Origin of the sequence: Methylibium rhizosphaerae (genome assembly GCF_006386545.1) — a bacterium.
Classification (GTDB): Bacteria; Pseudomonadota; Gammaproteobacteria; order Burkholderiales; family Burkholderiaceae_C; genus Pseudorivibacter; species Pseudorivibacter rhizosphaerae.
This window is the reverse complement of the sequence record NZ_SWAR01000004.1, coordinates 183,489-199,689: the sequence shown is the minus strand read 5'-3', so window position 1 is coordinate 199,689 and position 16,201 is coordinate 183,489. Positions and strand designations below refer to the sequence as shown.

Sequence of the window (16,201 nt, the reverse complement as noted above, 5' to 3'; positions counted from 1 at the left end):
CAATGCTCGGCGACAAGCCATCGAACTTCGAACACCTCAAGGTGCACGACCAGCAGCTCGTGCGCCTCGGGATGCTCGCCGAGCGCTACTTTGCTGATGATCCGAACACTTGTCTTCTAAAGCTTCGCCAGCTGGCGGAGCTGCTCGCGCAGCTCGCAGCGTCCAACGTGGGCGTGTTTGCGTCGCCTGACGAAAAGCAAGTCGATCTCGTCCGGCGACTGCAGGACCAGGGCATCGTTCCACGCGAAGTTGGGACCTTGTTCACCGAGGTGCGCAAGGCAGGCAACGACGCGAACCATCGCCTGGGCGGCGACCATCGCACAGCGTTGCTGGGCCTGCGGCTCACCTGGCAACTCGGCGTGTGGTTCCATCGGACCTTCAAGGATCCGGCGTTCAAGTCAGGCCCGTTCCAACCACCGGCCCCTCCGGCCAACGAAAGTGCGGAACTCAAGGCTGAGCTTGACGCACTCCGCGCCGAGTTGGCTCAGCATCGCGCCGCGCATCACGATGCGGCGCAGGTGCTCGATCAGGCTCAGGCACAGATCAAGCGTGCCGAGGATGACCGGGCCTTCTGGGAAACCATGGCCGCCGAGGCCGAATCGGCAAAGGCCGAATTGCTACAGCGGCTGGAGGTACTCCAGGCCCAGGCTGCATCCGAGCCGCCGCAAGTCATCGCCAAGTTCGTGGCAGCGGCGAATTCGGCGGCCGCTGTCATCCAGATCAGCGAAGGCGACACACGCAAGCTCATCGACGAACAGCTTGCCGCCGCGGGCTGGACGGTCGATTCGGCTCAGCTCACGTTCGCCAAGGAGGCCCGACCACAACGCGGTCAGAACCTCGCCATCGCTGAATGGCCCACCGAGACGGGGCCTGCCGACTATGCGTTGTTCATCGGCCTCACGCCGGTGGCCATCGTGGAGGCCAAGCGCAAGAACATCGACGTGTCGGCCGCATTGCAGCAGGCCAAGCGCTACAGCCGCGGCTTCCGGGCATCACCCGAGGTCGAGTTGCCCGCCGGCAACTTCGGCACGAACGCAGAGTTTCGAGTCCCCTTCGTCTTCTCGTCGAACGGTCGCCCGTACCTGCGACAGCTGGCCGAGAAAAGCGGGGTGTGGTTCTGCGATCTGCGTCGCCCCGAGAACCTGGGCCACGCGCTCGACGGCTGGTACACGCCGGAAGGGCTGAACGCCCTGCTGCAGCGTGACGACGACCGCGCGCACGCCGAACTCGCCAATGCGCCGTTCGACTACGGCTTCCCGCTGCGGCCTTACCAGCAGAAGGCCATCCTTGCCACCGAAGCCAGCATCCAAGAGGGTCAGCGCGCCATCCTGCTCGCCATGGCCACCGGCACCGGCAAGACCAAGACCTGCATTGCCCTCATCTACCGCTCGCTCAAGGCCAAGCGCTTCCGCCGCATCCTGTTCCTGGTGGATCGCTCGGCCCTGGGCGAACAGGCCGCGAATGCGTTCAAGGACACGCGGATGGAACGGCTGCAGACCTTCGCCGACATCTTCGGCATCAAGGAACTGGACGACCAGCTGCCCGACGCCGACACCGCCGTCCACCTGGCCACAGTGCAAGGGATGGTGCAACGGGTGCTGTACTCCGCCGAAGGCGAGGCGCCACCGCCCATCGACCAGTACGACTGCATCGTCGTCGACGAATGCCACCGCGGCTACCTGTTGGACCGCGAGTTGTCGGACACCGAACTCAGCTTCCGCGGCTACGACGACTACGTCTCCAAGTACCGGCGCGTGTTGGACTACTTCGACGCGGTGAAGATTGGGCTCACCGCGACACCAGCTCTGCACACCACTCAGATCTTCGGCGCACCTGTATTCACGTATGGGTACCGCGAGGCTGTCGTCGATGGCTACTTGGTGGACTATGAGCCGCCGATTCAGGTGCACACCCAGTTGTCCACTCAGGGCATCGCCTGGAAAGCCGGCGAAGAAGTCAAGGTTTACAACACCGGCCGCCAGCAGATCGACCTGTTCAAGGCGCCGGACGAGATCAAGCTCAAGGTCGACGACTTCAACCGCAAGGTCATCACTCGACCCTTCAACGAGGTGGTATGCAACTACCTGTCCCAGGAGCTGGATCCGGCATCGCGCCGCAAGACTTTGATCTTCTGCGTCAGTGACAGCCATGCCGACATGGTGGTGGACCTGCTCAAGCGGTCCTTCACCGACCAGTACGGCTCTGTGGAAGACGACGCAGTCATCAAGATCACAGGCGCAGCCGATAAGCCGCTGCAGCTCATTCGCCGGTTCAAGAACGAACGTTTGCCCAACGTGGCCGTGACCGTGGACCTCCTGACCACGGGGGTGGACGTGCCCGAAATCTGCAACCTGGTTTTCCTGCGCCAGGTGAACAGCCGCATTCTGTTCGACCAGATGTTGGGCCGCGCCACGCGCCTGTGCGACTTTGGCGGCACGGACGTGAAGGACTCGTTCCGCGTGTTCGACGCCGTGCGCATCTTCGAAGCCATCGGCGACATGACGGCCATGAAGCCCGTGGTCGTGAATCCGAAGATCAGCTTCACCCAACTGGCCCGCGAACTGGCGACGCTGAAGGACGAATCCGCCACCGAGCTGGCGCGTGACCAGTTCCTCGCCAAGCTGCAGCGCAAGAAGCGCCACCTGTCTGACCAGCACCGGCAAGACCTCGAAGCCAAGGCCGGCATGCCCGTGCAGGCCTTCGTCCAGAAGCTGAAGGCCATGTCCCTGGCTGAAGTGGCCGCATGGTTCGTGCAAAACCCGGAACTCGGCGAGCTACTGGACCGCCGCAGCGACGGCCCTGAGCGCGAGATGTACGTGTCGGAACATGCCGACAGCTTCGAACGCGCCGAGCGCGGCTACGGCAAGGCCGAGAAGCCCGACGACTACCTCCGCGCGTTCAGTGAATTCATCAAGGCCCAAGGCAACCAGATTCCGGCCCTGGTGACCGTGCTGACCCGACCGCGCGAGCTGACCCGCGCCCAGCTGCGCGAGCTGGTGCTGGCCCTGGACCGTGCCGGCTTCACCGAAACCAACCTGGCCTCGGCCTGGCGCGAGCTGACCAACCAGGACATCGCCGCGCGCATCGTGGGCTACATCCGCCAGGCCGCCATCGGCGACGCGCTGGTGCCCTATGCCGAGAGGGTGGACCGCGCGCTGCAACACCTTCTGGCGCATCCACCTGGCGGCAAACCTTGGAGCACGCCGCAGCGTGACTGGCTCAAGCGCATCGCTGCCCAGACCAAGGCCAACGTACTGGTGGACCGCGCCGCGCTCGACGACCCCGATCTCATCTTCAAGCGCGAAGGCGGCGGCTTCAACCGCCTCGACAAGGTCTTCAACGGCCAGCTCCAGCCCGTGTTGGAGGCCTTCAATGACGCGCTGTGGGCACCGCCGCCCGAATCTGCCAACCGCTGACTTTTCCTGACTCTGCTACCCATGAACCACACTGCCGCACTCGACATCGGCGCCAAGCTCTGGTCGCTGTGCCATGTACTGCGCGATGACGGCGTCACCTACCACCAGTACCTGAGCGAACTCACCTACCTGTTGTTCCTGAAGATGATGAAGGAGACCGGTCAGGAAGACCGACTGAAGGTGTGGAAGCGGCCCAAGAAGTCCGAGCCGCCGGTCGAGCAACCTGGCACCCGCTGGGACGACCTGCTCAACGCCTCGGCACCCGAGCGGCTGGACCTCTACAAGGAGATGCTGCTCGACTACGGCCTGCACGGCCGCGGCGCGGTGCAGGAGATCTACGCCAACGCCAACACCTTCATCACCAAGCCCGCCACGCTGAGCAAGCTGGTCACCGACATCGACGGGCTGGACTGGTACAGCGTCGATCGCGACGACCTGGGCAACCTGTACGAAGACCTGCTGGAACGCAACGCTGGCGAAAAGAAGAGTGGCGCCGGCCAGTACTTCACCCCGCGTGCGCTGATCGACAGCATCGTCGCGGTGATGAAGCCGCAGCTGGGCGACGTGATTCAGGATCCGGCTGCCGGCACCTGTGGTTTCCTGATCGCGGCCAACAACTACCTGCGCCGGCACAACGACTTCGACAGCCTCAAGGACGCCGATCAGCGCCGCTACGCCAAGGAGACTTTCTTCGGCATGGAGCTGGTGCAGGACACGCACCGCCTGGCGCTGATGAACATGCTGCTGCACGGCATCGAAGGCGGCGTGATCTATGGCGACACGCTCAGCGATGACCACAACAAGCTGCCGAATGCCACGCTGATCCTCTCGAACCCACCCTTTGGCACGAAGAAAGGCGGCGGCTTGCCTACGCGCGGCGACCTGACCTTCGAGACAGCCAACAAGCAGTTCGCCTTCCTGCAGCACATCTACCGTGCGCTGAAGCCTGGCGGCCGGGCCGCCGTGGTGCTGCCCGACAATGTGCTGTTCGAGAGCAACATCGGCACCGAGATTCGGCGCGACCTGATGGACAAGTGCAACCTGCACACCATCCTGCGCCTGCCCACCGGCATCTTCTACGCCCAGGGCGTGAAGACCAACGTGCTGTTCTTCACCCGCGGCGATACGGACAAGGCCAACACCAAGGAAGTGTGGGTGTACGACATGCGGGCCAACATGCCCGCCTTCGGCAAGCGCACGCCCTTCACGCGCGACTACTTCCGCACCGCGCCTGACGCACCGGCGAGCCAGTCGCGCGACAAGTTCGAAGACGTGTTCGGAAGCGACCCCTGCGGCGGGCCCGCCGCAATGGCTGCACGCCAGGACACCGGCACCACGGGCCGCTGGCGCCGCTTCACCCGCGAGCAGATCGCGCAACGCGGCGACAACCTGGACATCAGCTGGCTCAAGGACGACACCGCGGAAACTGCCGACGCCCAGCGCGACGACCCCGCCGTGGTGGCCCGGCTGCTGCAGCGCGAGCTGGGCGACGCCATGGCCGAGCTGCGGGCCTTGCTGGAAGAGCTGGGCGAAGACCCCGACGCAGCGCTGGACGACCTGCCGTTGGAAGAGCCCCAGCCCGACGAGGCCAAGGCATGAAGGAATTGATGGCCACCCCGGCCGGCACCCCGCCGGAGAGCCTGCACGCCGAGCTGCGCGCGCTGATCGCCGCCAGCCGCCAGCGGCTGGCCGGCGCGGTGAACGCTGAGCTGACCCGGCTGTACTGGACGGTCGGCCAGCGCCTGGCGTCCGAAGTGCTGGGTGGTGAGCGCGCGCAGTATGGCGGCCAGATCATGGCCAGGCTCGGGCAACGCCTGGCTGAAGAATTCGGGCGCGGGTTCGAGGCCAAGAACCTGCGCCGCATGGTGCAGTTCGCCCAGGCCTTCCCCGACCCGGAGAAAGTCGCATCACTGATGCGCCAATTGAGCTGGACGCACTTCCTGCAGCTCATCCCCCTCAAGACCGAGGCCGCACGCTGGTTCTACGCGCAGCAATGCGTGGAAGCACGCTGGAGCGTGCGCGAGTTGCACCGCCAGATCGAACGCAAGGCCTACGAGCGCAGCGAGATTGCCAATGCCCAGGCCCCGGGGCTGCCGTCATCCGCCGACACGACGCCTGCCCAGGTCTTCAAAGACCCGTACTTCCTGGACTTCCTGGGCTTGCGCCAAGGCCATGACGAGGCCGACCTCGAAGCCGCCATCCTGCGCCAGCTGGAAGCCTTCATCCTGGAACTGGGGCGCGGGTTTGCCTTCGTCGAGCGGCAGAAGCGCCTGGTGATCGACGGCGAGGACTTCTACCTCGACCTGCTGTTCTTCCACCGCCGGCTGCGCCGCCTGGTGGCCATCGAACTCAAGCTCGGCCGCTTCAAGGCCGCGCACAAGGGCCAGATGGAGCTGTACCTCAAATGGCTGGACAAGCACGAACGCCAGGCCGGCGAAGAAGCGCCCATCGGCCTGATCCTGTGTGCCGAATCCAGCCGCGAGCAGGTGGAGCTGCTGCAGATGCACAAGGACGGTATCACCGTTGCGGAGTATTGGACGGAGCTGCCGCCGAAGGCGGAACTGGAGCGGCAGTTGCATGCGGCGTTGGTGGAGGCGCGGGAGCGGTTGGCGCGGCGGGGGGTGTTGTTGGAGGGACGGGAAGATGAGTGACTGGCCCTCGACCTGGGAGACGACCACCATTGGCGCTGTGATCGAACTCAATCCAAAGACTACCGACCTGGCTGATACAACGCTTGTCGGATTTGTCCCCATGGCGTTGCTCGGGAAATCGTATTTGGATGGCTTTGCGTTTCAGCCAAGGCCTTGGGCAGAGGTCAAGCGAGGCTACAGCCACTTCTGCGACGGTGATGTGCTGCTGGCGAAGATCACACCGTGTTTCGAGAACGGTAAGGCTGGTCTGGCGCGCGGGTTGCCGAACCGAATGGGCGCCGGTAGCACCGAATACTTTGTCTGTCGGCCTCGAACTGGCGTGATCGATGCGCGCTACCTACTCGCGTTCCTGAAGACTGAAGAATTCGTGCGCGAGGGCGCGACGCACATGACGGGGTCAGTGGGGCATAAGCGAGTGCCCAAGGAATATTTGAGCGAGCGCGTTCTGCCGCTGCCGCCATTGAAAGAGCAAACCCGCATCGCCGACCAACTCAACACCCTGCTGGCCCGCATCCAAGCCTGCAATGACCGCCTGGATGCCATTCCGGCGTTGCTCAAGCGGTTTCGGCAGGCTGTCTTGGATGCTGCTACTTTTGGAGTACTTACAGAAGAATGGCGAGACCGACAAGTTGGCCTGCCTCCCGCAGTGGAGTTGCGTCACGCAATCGAAGCGGATCACGTGACCGCTGGCGGTCACGAGCGAGGTAATGCGTCAGATCCTACAGAGGAGGCGCATGATCTATCGATCGACCAACTTCCAGAGGGATGGACGATCAGCAGGTTGCGCGACTGCTGCCGTCCAGGTCGCCCGATTACCTATGGAATTCTGAAACCCGGGCCTGAGCTTTCCGAAGGCGTTCCGTATATCCGCGTCGCAGATTTCCCTGGCAATAGGTTGAACTTGGATTCCATAAAGAGGACTGCTTCAGAAATCGACCTCCAGTACAAACGTGCTCGGTTGATGAGCGGAGATCTCTTGCTATCAATTCGAGGCAGTGTAGGCCGGCTGATTGTGATCCCGCCCGAACTCGAAGGGGCAAACATCACACAGGACACGGCGCGACTTTCAATTACCAGTCGGTTGAACGCGCGGTATGTGTACTACGCGTTGTTGTCTCCAGACGCACAGAGACGTATGACGAAGGCTGTCCGTGGTGTCGCCGTCCGCGGCATCAACATCGGCGACGTGCGCGCGCTCCAGATACCTTTGCCTTCCCTGCCAGAGCAAGAGGAGATCGTGCGGCAAGTGGACCGCTTGTTCTTGCTGGCAGGTCAAATCGAAGCCCACTGGAACGCGATGCGTCGTCATGCTCAGCGATTGGCCCCGCAGTTGCTGTCGAAGGCCTTTCGCGGTGAGCTGGTGCAGCAAGACCCGAATGACGAACCCGCCAGCGTTCTACTCCAGCGCCTCGCCAAGACACCGACCGCTGCAGTAAAGGCGCCACGTGGCCGGCCTCGAAGCAAGCAAGCGAACCCGTCCGCCCCGCTGCCAACCACGCAGCCCGATTGGGCCGCGCTGCCCTCAGGCGCATGGGCCGCAAGCGCGCAGCCCGACGAGCACGCGACGACCGCGCTGCTCATCGCCGTGCTGAAAGCCTGGAGCGAACCCATGCCTCAGGACCAAGCGCGCCTGGCAGCCATGCTGTGCCTTCAGCCACGCCTCTTCACCGCTGTGCTGCCTACCAACGAATCGGCATCTTGGCGCCGTCTGGTGGGTGCCGAAGCGGAGCCATTGCCGGCGTCTGTGGCCACCTTGCAGCCCTCGGTCAACACCCATTGGCGCCGAGCCCTTTCCGGCCTGCGGGCCCGTGGCGACCTGGTGGCGTCCGGTTCCGGCCCGCAGGACACCTGGGCCCTGGGCCCCGGAGCGGATCGCGTGGACACCGCCGGCTGGCCCGGTGGCCGCGCCGGCTGGGTGGTGGCGTATCTGCGAGCCCATGGCGCCGAGGCGGTCTTGCCCTTGCTGCCCGCGGCGGCCGGGGACTTTGTCCATGCCCGCGCAGCCTGATCTGTTCGGCCCCGCACCGCTGGCCATCACGCTGCCGCCTGGCGGCGAAATGCCGGCGCTGTGGGTGCGCCGGCTCACCCTTTGGAAGGAGCCCAGCGAGGCCGTGCGCAACATCGAACTGCGGCCGGGCCTGAACTTCATCTGGTCGCCTGACCCAGCCGACATGGGTAGCCGGAACGAGTCGGGCGAGTTGGGGCACGGTGCCGGCAAGACGCTGTTCTGCCGCCTGCTGCGCTATTGCCTGGGGGAGGATCGTTTTGCCCCGGATCCGCAGCGGCTCAGCATCAGCGCCGCCTTCTTGAACGGCTGGGTGTCGGCCGAGGTGATGTTGAAAGGCACGCCCTGGGCGGTGCTGCGGCCCCTAGGGGTGGGGCGGGGGCACTTCGCGGTCGAAGGGGTTTCGCCAGAGCAGCTGTTTGACCGCCTGACTGAGCCCACTGGCATGGCGCCCTTGCTCGACGCCATCGAGCGGCAGGTGCTCACGGCCCGGGTCGCGGGCCTGATGCCGGTGGATCACCGGCATGACGCGTGGCGGGTGGCGCTGGCTTGGTTGACGCGGGACCAGGAGTGCCGCTTCGATCACGTGCTCGATTGGCGTGCGGCAGAGTCCGATTCGGATTCGCCGACCCGGTCCATGTCCCGCAGCCGCCTGCAAGACGCGATGCGGGTGCTGATCGCCGCCATTTCGCCGGAAGAGATCGAACTGCAAGCTGCTGCCAATGCGCAATCAGAGGCGCACAAGGCCAAGCTCGGCGAGGTGGGGCGTTGGCAATGGGCCTGCGGACAATTGCATGCCGACGTGTTGCGCGCCGTGGGGTTGTCGGCAACGTCGGTTCCCGACGGGCGCCTGGGCCTTGAAGTGCTACGCCAGGCGGCCCGTCAGAAGCTGGCGCAGGCCGCGAAGGTCGACCCGGCCGTGGACGTGTCGAACTTGGACGATCTGCGCCAGCGTACTCGCGAGGCGGCACAACAAGTGGCCGAACTCGAGAAGCAGTGGGCCGTGCTGAACAGCAGCCTGCCCTTGCATGAATTGCTGTTGCGGCAACTCCGCGCCGAGTTGCCCGGCGCTTCGGCGCGCGTGCGGGATGCCGAAGTGCCGGCCTGTCCCGTGTGTGAAGTGCCAATCGATCGAGCACTGGCGCAAGGGTGCCAGCTGTCGCGCGAATTGCCGGACCTGGCCGCCCTGCGTGAACGACACGAGGCGCTGAAACGGCAGATCGACGACAAGCAGGCAGTGATCGACGAGGTGCGGCAGCAGGTCGATGCGGTGGGTCGGCAATTGCCATCGGCGCGCTCCGAGCGCGACGCCCTGCGGCAAGCCTTGTCGCGGGCGGAAAGCGTGAGCGACACCCGATCGTCGGCCTGGCGCCGAGGCAGAAAGAACCTGGACGACATCGAACGCCTGGAACGCGATTGGGCCGCCTGGGAACTGGCACAGACCCAGGCCGCGCAGCTGCAGGAACAGATCGATGCCAAGCGTGAAAGCTTGGTGGCCTTCCGCGATCAGCAAGCCACGGTCTTTGCGCGCCTGTCCACCTGCTTCGATGCGGTGATCCGGGCGGCCGTCGGACCGACCGCTTCGGGCCGGGTCAGCTTGGACGGCAACGGCTTGAAGCTGGTCATCCAGTGGGGCGGCGAGCGGTCCACCGCTGCAATCGAATCATTGAAAGTGATCGCCTTCGACCTGGCCGTGATGTGCATGAGCATGGAAGGCGCGACCCGCCTGCCCGCGTTCCTGTTGCACGACAGCCCTCGCGAAGCCGATTTGGGACTCAGCGTTTATCACCGCTTGTTTGACGTGGTGCGCGGACTGGAAGGGGCATCCTCGTCGGCCTTCCAATACATCGTGACCACCACAACTCCGCCGCCACCGGAGTTGCAGAAGTCACCCTGGCTACGCCTGGAACTGCGCGGCGCACCGCACGATGAACGGCTTCTGCGCTGCGACCTGCCATGAGCGACATCAAACTCTTCCGCCTCCAATCCGGCCGGGCCGTCGAACTGCAAGGCGACGCCTCCGACCTAGAGAAGCCGTTGCAGACGCTGATCGAGGCCAATCTCGACACGCTGCTTGGCATCCGCTTCTTGGCCACCGAGTACTCCACCGGCAAGACCCACGCGGGACGCATCGACTCGTTGGGTCTCGACGAGAACAACTGCCCGGTGATCCTGGAATACAAGCGCTCGGTCGGCGAGAACGTCATCAACCAGGGCCTGTTCTACCTGGACTGGTTGATGGACCACCAAGCCGAGTTCAAGCTGCTGGTGATGGACAAGCTGGGCAAGCCGGCGGCCGATGCCATCGACTGGACAGCACCGCGACTGGTGTGCATCGCGGCCGACTTCACCAAGTACGACGGCCATGCGGTGCAGCAGATCAACCGAAACATCGAGCTGATCCGATATCGACGGTTTGGCGAGGAACTGCTACTGCTGGAGTTGGCCAACGCAACCAGCGCGAATAGTGGCCGCGCTTCGGTAACCAAGCCGGCGAAGTTGCCGAAGTCGCCACTTACCGAGCCCGTTGCGACAAAGGCCGGCGCTGGGGATCGGTCGTTTGCCGAATGGCTTCCCTTGCTGCCGCCCCACTTGGGCGAGTTGATGTCATCCCTTGAGGGCCACGTTCTGTCGCTGGGCGACGACGTGCAACGCAAGGAGCTGAAGCTGTACGTGGCCTTCAAGCGCTTGAAGAACTTTGCCACGGTCGTTCCGCAGAAGGCCCGGCTGCTTCTGTACCTGCATGTCGATCCCGACCAACTGCTCCCGCTGCCGCCAAACGGACGGGATGTCAGGCAACAAGGGCATTGGGGTACCGGCAACTTGGAGCTGGCCTTGGCCTCTCAGGCAGACCTGGACGCGGCGAAACCGTTGATCCTAATGGCGTATGAGGGCCGGTCGGCGCTTGGGCCGTAGCCAACACGCAACCAACGTCGCCGCAGGAGCGGGACAGACCTCCAATGAAAGCCCGAGACACCAAACCAACCTGGACGGACCTCAAAGCCAAGCTCGCCGGTTTCGACAGAGACGGCTTGATCAACCTCGTGCACGATCTGTACGCCACCAGCAAGGACAACCAAGCTTTCCTGCACGCCCGTTTTGCGCTCGGCGACGACGTGCTCAAGCCGTACAAGGCGACCATCGATCGCTGGCTGTGGCCGGATGTATTCAAGAACCAGGACACGTCCGTAGCGAAGGCCAAGAAAGCCCTCGCGGACTACAAGAAGGCCGTCGGTCAGCCAGAAGGGTTGGCCGAGTTGATGGTCTTCTACTGCGAACGCGCCTCGGGCTTCAGCAACGATGTTGGCCTTCAGGATGAAGGGTACTTCGACGCCCTGGTGCGGATGTTCGAGCAGGCGCTGAAGGCCTGCGGTGCGCTGCCGGAGGATCGCGGGCAGGAGCTGCTGGTGCGCCTGGATGCCGTGCGTCGGCTCAGCCACAACTTCGGGTACGGCGTCGGCGATGAGATGGACGATATGCTCGCTGGGGTCGGATTCGATGCCGGGTCGAGATGATCTCGCCGCGTTGCAGGGCGAGAACGCCCGGCTGATTGCGCTGCTCGAATCGCACGGCATCGATTGGCGTTTGCCGCGGCCAGAGCCGATGCCGACGCCCGAGCCGTCGAGGCTGTCCACCGACGAAAAGGTCGCGTTGTTCCGTCGGCTGTTTCGCGGGCGGACTGATGTCTACCCTATACGCTGGGAGAGCAAGTCGACCAGCAAATCAGGCTACACGCCCGCCTGTGCCAACGAGTGGCGGGCAGGCGTATGCGAGAAGCCGCGCATCAAGTGCAGCGATTGCGGCAACCGATTGTTGGTGCCCCTGTCCGACGCGGTGATTTACGACCATCTGGCCGGCGAGCACACGGTCGGCGTTTATCCCTTGCTGGAGGACGACAGCTGCTTCTTCCTGGCCGTCGACTTCGACGAGGCGCAGTGGCGCGACGATGCGCGGGCGTTCATGCAGTCGTGCGAGGAACTGGGCGTGCCTGCGGCGCTGGAAGTCTCGCGTTCCGGGAACGGTGCTCATGCCTGGCTGTTCTTCGCCCATCGCATTTCGGCTCGCGATGCCCGCCGCCTTGGCACGGCCATCATCAGTCACACCTGCGCACGCACGCGGCAGCTCAAGCTGACCTCGTACGACCGGCTGTTCCCGAACCAGGACACGATGCCGAAGGGAGGCTTTGGCAACTTGATTGCCCTGCCGTTGCAGAAAGGGCCGCGCGAGAAGGGCTGCAGCGTGTTCGTCGATGCCGATCTGCGGCCCCGTCTTGATCAGTGGGCGTTTCTTGCTGCCATTCGGCCGATGGATGCGCATGACATCGAGCCGACCATCCTGCGTGCCACGGGCGGTGGCCATCCGTTGGACGTCACCTTCATCGAGGACGAAGAGCTGGCCACGCCTTGGAAGCGCGCGAGCACATCGACCGGAAAGTTGCCGGGGCCGATGCCGAAGTCGCTGAGCGTGACATTGGCGAACCTGGTCTATTTCGAGAAGGCGCAACTGCCGCAGGCACTGGCCAACCGCCTCATCCGGCTAGCTGCGTTCCAGAACCCCGAGTTCTACAAGGCCCAGGCGATGCGCATGTCGGTGTGGGACAAGCCACGCATCATTGGCTGTGCCGAGAACTTCCCGAAGCACATCGCGCTACCGCGCGGATGCCTCGATGCGGCATTGGACTTGATGCGTAAGAACGGCATCGCCGCCAGTGTTTGCGACGAGCGCTTCGGCGGTGAGGCGCTCGAAGTGGCATTCGTAGGCAATCTGCGCGCCGACCAGGAAGCGGCTGTTGCAGCGATGTTGCCGCACCATGCCGGCGTGTTGTGCGCACCCACGGCCTTCGGCAAAACGGTTACGGCCGCCGCGATGATCGCGCGCCGGGGCGTCAACACACTGGTGCTGGTGCACCGAACCGAACTGCTGAAGCAATGGCAAGAGCGTCTGCAGGTGTTCCTCGGCCTCGAGAAGGGTGTGGTCGGTGCCATCGGTGGCGGCAAAGCGAAGCCCACCGGCAAGGTGGACATCGCGGTCATGCAGGCGATTTCGCGCCGGGGTGAAGTGGACCAGATGGTCGAGAACTACGGCCAAGTGATTGTCGATGAGTGCCACCACGTTGGCGCTGCGTCTTTCGACGCCATTCTGAAGCGCACGAAGGCGAGGTATGTGCTTGGACTGACAGCGACGCCCGTCCGCCGCGACGGGCAGCAGCCGATCATCTTCATGCAGTGCGGGCCCATCCGGCACACGGCGGCCAGGCCTGCCGGCGCGCCGCACGACATGGAAGTGCTACCGCGCTCCCGCTTCTCTAGGATTGATCTACCGCCGGACACTCGCATTCAGGATGTGTTTCGACATCTGGCGAACGACCAGGCGCGAACTGAAACCATTGCTACAGAAGTCAAGGACGCTTTTGAGCAAGGCCGAAAGGTGCTGGTGCTGACGGAGCGCACGGAACACTTGGACGCGATCAAGGCTGTCTTCGACGGACACAGTCCCGCGCCGTTCGTGCTGCATGGCCGGATGTCGAAGAAGCAGCGCGCAATGCTGGTGGCTGAGTTGGACGCGTTGCCGCCGGACGCACCGCGCATCCTGTTGTCCACCGGCAAGCTGGTCGGCGAAGGCTTCGATCACCCACCGCTTGACACCCTCGTACTCGCCATGCCGGTTTCGTGGAAGGGCACGTTGCAGCAGTACGCGGGGCGCCTGCACCGGGAGCACGCAAGCAAGACCAACGTGCGGATCATTGACTTCGTGGACACCGGCCACGTGACGCTCTTGCGGATGTGGGACAAGCGGCAGCGCGGCTACCGGGCCATGGGGTATCGGATGATGACGGACCCGCGGGCCTCCTCTTTCCCGGAACCAGAGTTGCAGTCAGTGCTTCATGACTGATAAAGGACGTTATCAATCATGACCCTCGCACTCCGACATGTTCGACCTCGTTCGCCCCGACACGCTCGCTCCCGCCCTGCCGTCGCTCTACGCACCTGACGTCGCATCCCGGCGCCGCACCGTCGAGTTCTTCACCGCACACATCCGGAACGCGAACACCCGCAAGGCATACGCGCAGGCCGGGGCGGACTTCTCGCGCTGGTGCGGCCGTCATCGCATCGTCGACGTGCGTTCGGTCGAGCCCGTGCACGTCGCCGCCTACATCGAGCAGCTGAGCCTGGCGCCACAGACCGTGAAGCAGCGGCTCGCCGCGCTGCGCGCCCTGTTCGACTGGCTCGTGGTCGGGCAGGTGCTGCCGGTCAACCCGGCGGCGTCGGTGCGCGGCCCGAGGCACTCGGTCAAGGTCGGCAAGACGCCGGTGCTGTCGGCGCAGGAGGTTCGCGATCTCATCGCCGCGATCGAGACCGACACCGTCATCGGCCTGCGCGATCGGGCGATCATCGGCGTGATGGTCTACACGTTCGCTCGCGTCGGCGCGGTGACGCGCATGCAGCTGGAGGACGTGTATGTGCAGCGGCGGCGCCTGTGGGTCCGTCTTCACGAGAAGGGCGGCAAGCTCCACGACATGCCTTGCCATCACAACCTGGAGGATTGGCTCCATGACTACATCGATGGCGCCGATCTGGCCGGTGTGACCGGCATCCTCTTTCGCTCTGCGAAGGGGCCGACCGCCACCCTGTCGGACCGGCCGATGTCGCAGGCCGACGTGTACCGGATGGTCGGGCGCCGTGCGAACGCGGCCGGCATCGAGACCCTCATCGGCTGCCACAGTTTCCGAGCCACGGGCATAACCGAGTACCTGCGCAACGGCGGCAAGCTGGAGATCGCGCAGCAGATGGCCAACCACGAGTCGGCTCGGACGACGGGCCTGTATGACCGTCGCGGCGACCAAGTCAAGCTGGACGAAGTCGAACGGATCGCGATCTGACATGCCTTGACGACGGCAGGTCGTCCTGCATGGTTCGGCGTGACGCTGTCACTGCCAACCGCCATGCAAGATTCCGAAGTGTTCACCGGCCGGGTCCTGGAGATCCGCCGTTTTGTCGTGCCGCTTGAGCCCTACGCGCCTACCGACAACCGAGAGCGGTGGGATCTGTGGGTCAAGGCCGCGGACGGTTCCGAACGGCAGTTCGTGATCACGAGTCGATCGATGCCGGCGCGGCGGGGACATCGTGTCGCGCTGGCGCTGGATGGACCCGAGCCGGTGGGCATCGTGAACCTGACAACTGGCGGTCGCCTGAACTTCGCCCGATCGAGCCCATCCGCGCTGTTCCAGCCCAGGGATGTAATCGGCCCCGTCGCGCTCCTGTTCGTGTCGGTGTTCATCGCCGCGGCGAACGACGCATCGGGCGTGTTCCTGCTGACGGTGCCGCTGGCGATCCTCTACATCCCGCTGCTGATGATGGCCCGCGGGATGACGAACGCCGCCACGAGCACACGCGCCGAAGCTATCCTCGATCGGATCGAACGGGAACTCGGCGGACCGTCGGACTGCGGTCGTTGAACACCCAAAAGCTGGAGCGCTTGATGCTGCGAGGAACTTCCACGCTGCGACTGACCCGCCGCGAACTCGCTCGCTGGACGAAGATCACTGGCTTCACGCCGGGCGAGGTTCGCAGCGAAGCAGACCTCGCGCGCTTCGCTTTGCGGTGCAAGCGGCACTTCTGGGGAACCAGCGAGGACACGCGCTTCCTGCACTTCCTGATCAACGAAGAGCTGCAGCGCAACCTGTCCGGTTTGCCGATCGACACTTCCGGGGTACCTCCGGGGTGGAGCACCCACGGGGAAGCGCGTCGTGACTGACAGCGACAAGCCTGTGCAATTGACCGTCGTGCCAGGCGACCGCGAAGCGCTCGAACGCGAGCTGCTTTGGAACATCGCGCTGGACGGCAACCTTGTGCGCCGGGCGCAGCTCTACCGCATGCTCACGCCGGCCGCCAATACCGAACTGGTGGTCGCACCTGCGGTCGATCCGGACCGCGAACAGCCGCCCGAGTGAGCCAACCAGCACGCGCTGCGCGACCTGTAAAACACACCAAGGGGTCGTGCCTCGGTTGCGCGACTTTTGCGCGACTTTCCCCAGCTCTCCTGGGCATTTCTGTGCGACTCGCGCAGTGAGGGCGCCGCTAAGTCGTTGATTTCACTGGCCCCTTTCGATTTTCGGCAGCCTACGAACC

General features: G+C 64.4%; 12 protein-coding genes. All 12 read left to right on the top strand.

Features of this window, described 5'->3' with window-relative positions:
• Positions 1 to 2 precede the first annotated feature (2 nt).
• From hsdR to E8D38_RS04445, 12 genes are read left to right on the top strand one after another with little or no spacing between them, the layout of a single operon-like run.
• Positions 3 to 3,416, top strand: coding sequence for a type I restriction-modification system endonuclease (hsdR, locus tag E8D38_RS04500; RefSeq protein ID WP_140626540.1), 3,414 nt, complete (start codon positions 3 to 5; stop codon positions 3,414 to 3,416).
• A gap of 21 nt (positions 3,417 to 3,437) precedes the next feature.
• Positions 3,438 to 5,015 carry a class I SAM-dependent DNA methyltransferase gene (locus tag E8D38_RS04495; RefSeq protein WP_140626539.1) on the top strand — a complete coding sequence of 526 codons (1,578 nt, stop codon included), beginning with the start codon at positions 3,438 to 3,440 and terminating at the stop codon, positions 5,013 to 5,015.
• Positions 5,012 to 6,067: a PDDEXK nuclease domain-containing protein gene (locus E8D38_RS04490; protein ID WP_140626538.1), complete on the top strand. Its 1,056-nt coding sequence runs from the start codon at positions 5,012 to 5,014 to the stop codon at positions 6,065 to 6,067. Before E8D38_RS04495 ends, E8D38_RS04490 begins: the two co-directional genes overlap by 4 nt.
• Positions 6,060 to 8,075, top strand: a complete 2,016-nt coding sequence (locus E8D38_RS04485) for a restriction endonuclease subunit S (RefSeq protein ID WP_181178924.1) — start codon at positions 6,060 to 6,062, stop codon at positions 8,073 to 8,075. The genes E8D38_RS04490 and E8D38_RS04485 overlap by 8 nt, the downstream gene beginning before the upstream one ends.
• Positions 8,059 to 10,032 carry a coiled-coil domain-containing protein gene (locus tag E8D38_RS04480; protein WP_140626536.1) on the top strand — a complete coding sequence of 658 codons (1,974 nt, stop codon included), beginning with the start codon at positions 8,059 to 8,061 and terminating at the stop codon, positions 10,030 to 10,032. Before E8D38_RS04485 ends, E8D38_RS04480 begins: the two co-directional genes overlap by 17 nt.
• Positions 10,029 to 10,988, top strand: a complete 960-nt coding sequence (locus E8D38_RS04475; RefSeq protein ID WP_140626535.1) for a DUF5655 domain-containing protein — start codon at positions 10,029 to 10,031, stop codon at positions 10,986 to 10,988. The genes E8D38_RS04480 and E8D38_RS04475 overlap by 4 nt, the downstream gene beginning before the upstream one ends.
• Positions 10,989 to 11,032: 44 nt before the next feature.
• Positions 11,033 to 11,587 carry a hypothetical protein gene (locus E8D38_RS04470; protein WP_140626534.1) on the top strand — a complete coding sequence of 185 codons (555 nt, stop codon included), beginning with the start codon at positions 11,033 to 11,035 and terminating at the stop codon, positions 11,585 to 11,587.
• Complete coding sequence (locus E8D38_RS04465) at positions 11,535 to 13,964, top strand: TOTE conflict system archaeo-eukaryotic primase domain-containing protein (RefSeq protein ID WP_342779510.1); 2,430 nt, start codon at positions 11,535 to 11,537, stop codon at positions 13,962 to 13,964. Before E8D38_RS04470 ends, E8D38_RS04465 begins: the two co-directional genes overlap by 53 nt.
• A 37-nt stretch (positions 13,965 to 14,001) precedes the next feature.
• On the top strand, positions 14,002 to 14,952 hold the full coding sequence (locus E8D38_RS04460) for a tyrosine-type recombinase/integrase (protein ID WP_140626532.1): 951 nt from the start codon (positions 14,002 to 14,004) through the stop codon (positions 14,950 to 14,952).
• Between the two features lie 39 nt (positions 14,953 to 14,991).
• Positions 14,992 to 15,528, top strand: a complete 537-nt coding sequence (locus E8D38_RS04455; RefSeq protein ID WP_181178923.1) for a hypothetical protein — start codon at positions 14,992 to 14,994, stop codon at positions 15,526 to 15,528.
• Positions 15,525 to 15,827: a hypothetical protein gene (locus E8D38_RS28180; protein ID WP_181178922.1), complete on the top strand. Its 303-nt coding sequence runs from the start codon at positions 15,525 to 15,527 to the stop codon at positions 15,825 to 15,827. The genes E8D38_RS04455 and E8D38_RS28180 overlap by 4 nt, the downstream gene beginning before the upstream one ends.
• Positions 15,820 to 16,023 (top strand): hypothetical protein, encoded by a 204-nt coding sequence (locus E8D38_RS04445; RefSeq protein WP_140626530.1) that lies wholly within the window; start codon positions 15,820 to 15,822, stop codon positions 16,021 to 16,023. The genes E8D38_RS28180 and E8D38_RS04445 overlap by 8 nt, the downstream gene beginning before the upstream one ends.
• The last annotated feature ends 178 nt before the right edge of the window (positions 16,024 to 16,201 follow it).

Coding starts and splice junctions, on each gene's coding strand:
- E8D38_RS04480 (WP_140626536.1), top strand. CDS start 8,059: ATGCCCGCGCAGCCTGATCTGTTCGGCCCCGCACCGCTGGCCATCACG.
- E8D38_RS04495 (WP_140626539.1), top strand. CDS start 3,438: ATGAACCACACTGCCGCACTCGACATCGGCGCCAAGCTCTGGTCGCTG.
- E8D38_RS04475 (WP_140626535.1), top strand. CDS start 10,029: ATGAGCGACATCAAACTCTTCCGCCTCCAATCCGGCCGGGCCGTCGAA.
- E8D38_RS04460 (WP_140626532.1), top strand. CDS start 14,002: ATGTTCGACCTCGTTCGCCCCGACACGCTCGCTCCCGCCCTGCCGTCG.
- E8D38_RS04490 (WP_140626538.1), top strand. CDS start 5,012: ATGAAGGAATTGATGGCCACCCCGGCCGGCACCCCGCCGGAGAGCCTG.
- E8D38_RS04485 (WP_181178924.1), top strand. CDS start 6,060: ATGAGTGACTGGCCCTCGACCTGGGAGACGACCACCATTGGCGCTGTG.
- E8D38_RS04465 (WP_342779510.1), top strand. CDS start 11,535: ATGAGATGGACGATATGCTCGCTGGGGTCGGATTCGATGCCGGGTCGA.
- hsdR (WP_140626540.1), top strand. CDS start 3: ATGCTCGGCGACAAGCCATCGAACTTCGAACACCTCAAGGTGCACGAC.
- E8D38_RS04470 (WP_140626534.1), top strand. CDS start 11,033: ATGAAAGCCCGAGACACCAAACCAACCTGGACGGACCTCAAAGCCAAG.